The sequence below is a fragment of the Thermomonas sp. genome (assembly GCF_035369645.1).
GTDB lineage: Bacteria > Pseudomonadota > Gammaproteobacteria > Xanthomonadales > Xanthomonadaceae > Thermomonas.
Map to the genome: position 1 here is coordinate 60,343 of NZ_DAOOUM010000003.1, position 2,788 is coordinate 63,130.

Annotated in this window: 3 protein-coding genes; all 3 read right to left on the reverse strand. The window is 62.2% G+C overall.

The window, feature by feature from the left end; genetic code table 11:
* On the reverse strand, positions 1 to 710 hold a 710-nt coding region (locus PK789_RS01270), incomplete at its 3' end, for an amino acid--tRNA ligase-related protein (RefSeq protein WP_324306518.1).
* A 58-nt stretch (positions 711 to 768) separates the two neighbouring features.
* Positions 769 to 1,092, reverse strand: a complete 324-nt coding sequence (locus PK789_RS01275; RefSeq protein WP_223626227.1) for an FmdB family zinc ribbon protein — start codon at positions 1,090 to 1,092, stop codon at positions 769 to 771.
* A gap of 65 nt (positions 1,093 to 1,157) precedes the next feature.
* The coding region (locus PK789_RS01280; RefSeq protein ID WP_324306519.1) for an ABC-F family ATP-binding cassette domain-containing protein at positions 1,158 to 2,788 on the reverse strand (1,631 nt) is incomplete at its 5' end.

A 2,788-nucleotide genomic window follows, 5' to 3' on the forward strand; every position in this document is an offset into this window, starting at 1 on the left:
TCCATGTCGAGCTGGGTGAATTCCAACTGGCGGTCGGCGCGCAACGCTTCGTCGCGGAAGCAGCGGGCGATTTGGTAATAGCGATCGAAACCGGCCATCATCAAAATCTGCTTGAACAACTGCGGGCTTTGCGGCAGCGCGTAGAACTCGCCGGGGTGCATGCGCGCCGGCACCAAAAAATCACGCGCACCTTCCGGCGTGGCCTTGGTCAGGATGGGAGTTTCGATGTCCTGGAAACCACGCGCATCCAGGTAATGCCGCAGCGCCGACACCAGCTTGGTGCGTGTCCGCAGCTTGCGCTGCATCTCGGGGCTGCGCAGGTCGAGGTAGCGGTACTTCAGGCGGATGTCCTCGCCCGGGTTCTCGTGGTGGTGGAACGGCAGCGGCTCGGCCTTGTTCAACAGCTCGATCGTCTCGGCCACCACTTCCACCTGGCCGGTCCTGATCTTGTCGTTCACCGACTGCCGGCGACGCACCGTGCCGGTGATGCGCAGGCAGTCTTCGTAGCCCACTGCCACCGCTGCGGCCAACATGCCAGCGTTACCCTCGCTGTCTGCCGGTTCGGCGACGATTTGCACGATACCTTCATGGTCGCGCAGGTCGATAAACACGATCTGGCCCATATTGCGGGCGACATCGGCCCAGCCGCACAGGGTGACGGTTTGGCCGATCAACGTTTGGTCGATCAGGCCGCAGAAATGGGTACGCATGGAGACTCCGGGGAGGTTCGGGCCGGCGGGCACCGGCAAGCCAATCATTTTAACGGGTTCAGTCGGCCGACTTGGTGGCGGATTTGGCGGCTTCCGGCTTGGGGCTCTCTGACTTGGCACTGGCATTGGCTGCTGGCTCGGCTTTGGCTTCGGCAGGCTTGGCCGCATCGCCGGCCAGATTGCTTTTCTTTTCGCCGTCTTTCTTGAAATCGGTTTCGTACCAGCCACCACCGGCCAGCCGGAATTGTGGCGCGGTCAATTGCCGGTGGATGCCGCCGTCTTTGCCGCACTGCGGGCAGACACTGGGGTCGACGTCGGAGAGTTTCTGCAATTTATCGAAGTGATGCCCGCAGAATTCGCAGGCGAAGGCGTAGATGGGCATGGCGCTACCAAGAACAGGGTGAGTAAGAACACATGCGGCACGCAGCCGCGATTTCAAGGCGAAGCTTATTCGTACAACCCCAGCAACTCGGCCTCGGCCTGCTCCAGCTCGCTGCGCAGTTGCAACTGCGTGCGCCCCAAATCAGCCACTTTGCCAGCATCGACATACACCGCCGGGTCGGCCAGCTGGGCATCGCACTCGGCCAGTTTGCCTTCCAGGCGCGCCACGCGCTCTTCGGCTTTTTGCAGCTTGTGCGGGTTGATTCTGGCTTTCGGCGCGGCAGGTGCCGGTGCGGGTACGACCCGCTTGGGCTCTTGCTTGGGTACCGGTGTTTTGGGGTTGTCACTGCCCGGGCGAGTACGCAGCCACGCGGCGTATTCGTCCAGATCACCATCGAACGGCTCGACCTTGCCGCCAGCCACGCGCCAATAGCTGTCGCAGACCAGACCGATCAAATGGCGGTCATGGCTGACCATCACGATGGCGCCATCGAAATCACTCAGCGCTTCGGCCAGCGCTTCGCGCATGTCCAGGTCAAGGTGGTTGGTGGGCTCATCAAGCAGCAATACGTTGGGCCGGCGATAGGCGATCAGTGCCAGCGCCAATCGCGCTTTTTCGCCACCGCTGAAGGTGTCGATGACTTCAAACGCACGGTCGCCGGGGAAATTCCATTTGCCGAGGAAATCACGCAGTACCTGATTGGCCGAATCCGGATCGAGCTTGCGCAAGTGATCCAGCGGCGAGGTGCCGGCCACCAGTGACTCCACCGTGTGCTGGGCGAAGTAGCCGATGCGCAAATCCGGATGCGCCTTACGCTCGCCGGTCATCGGCGCCAGCTCGCCCACCAGGGTTTTCACCAAGGTCGATTTGCCCGCGCCATTGGGGCCCAGCAGGCCGATGCGGTCGCCGGCTTCCAGGCCGAAGCTGGCGTTATGCAGGATTTTGGCGTCGACGCCATAGCCACAATCGCAATCGTGCAGCGATAGCAGCGAGTTGGGCAGCCGCAGCGGTTCGGGGAAATCGATATGCAGCGCGCGCTCGGCGCGTACCGCTTCGGTGCCGGCCAGTTTGGCCAGCCGCTTCATCCGCGACTGCGCCTGCTTGGCCTTGCTGGCCTTGGCCTTGAAACGGTCGATGAAGGATTGCAGGTGGGCGCGCTCGGCCTGCTCCTTCAGATGGGTGATCTGCTGCAGCCGCAAATGTTCGGCGCGCTGGCGCTCGAAATCGGTGTAATTGCCCGAATACAGCTTCGCGGTGCCGTCGTGCAGATGCAAGATGTGGGTGGTGACGTTGTCGAGAAATTCGCGGTCGTGCGAAATCACCAGTAAGGTGCCGTCATAGCGCTTGAGCCATTCTTCCAGCCAGACCACCGCATCCAGATCCAAATGGTTGGTCGGTTCATCGAGCAACAGCAAATCGGAGGGCGTCATCAGCGCACGCGCCACGTTCAGGCGCACGCGCCAGCCACCGGAGAAATCCGAGACCGCCTTTTCATGCACCTCGGCCGGAAACCCCAGCCCATGCAGCAGCCGGCCGGCACGCGCCGTGCCATCGTAGCCGTTCACTTCTTCCAGCAACTGATGCGCCACGGCCACCGCTTCCCAATCCTCATTGGCAAACGCATTGGCCTCCATCTGGATGGCCGCGTGCACGGCGCTATCGCCCGACAGCACGAAATCGATCGCCGGGTCCGGCA

Excerpts from the sequence above, each read along its gene's own strand:
- PK789_RS01275 (WP_223626227.1), bottom strand. The coding sequence starts at position 1,092 with ATGCCCATCTACGCCTTCGCCTGCGAATTCTGCGGGCATCACTTCGAT.